Source organism: Runella sp. R0.1_18 (genome assembly GCF_057652155.1).
The window spans coordinates 1-520 of record NZ_JBYFCK010000095.1 but is presented as its reverse complement, the minus strand read 5'-3'; the positions used below and the strand labels follow the sequence as shown (position 1 = coordinate 520).

Genomic DNA, 520 nt, shown 5'->3' with positions numbered 1-520 from the left:
CTCGACGGAAGTGGTAAATACACCCTACCTGATTCTGACGGAGATGGTGTACCTGATTTAATTGATGCTGTAGACACCGACGGAGACGGAATTCCTGATAGTACCGATACGGATGATGATAACGACGGGCTACCTGATGTAGTTGATAAATTGCCGCTTGACACCGACAACGACGGTACACCAAATGTTACTGACACCGATGATGATGGCGATGGTATCCTCGATACAGCCGAAGCAGCGGGTAAAGCACTTGACACCGATAATGATGGTACACCAAATGCCACTGATACTGACGATGATAACGATGGCATTCTCGATACAGCTGAAATCGGAACATTTGCTCCTGATGGAAAATTTACGTTGCCTGATTCTGACAACGATGGTTTACCCGATTTGGCTGACCCTAATTTAACGGATACGGACGGCGATGGAACTCCTGACAATACCGATACGGATGATGATAACGATGGTATTCTGGATACACAGGATAAACTACCACTTGACACTGACAACGACGGTA

General features: G+C 46.3%; 1 pseudogene. It reads left to right on the top strand.

Going from position 1 to position 520, the window contains the following annotated elements:
- A pseudogene (locus AC23P2_RS31205) lies at positions 1-520 on the top strand (hypothetical protein); the annotation flags it as partial.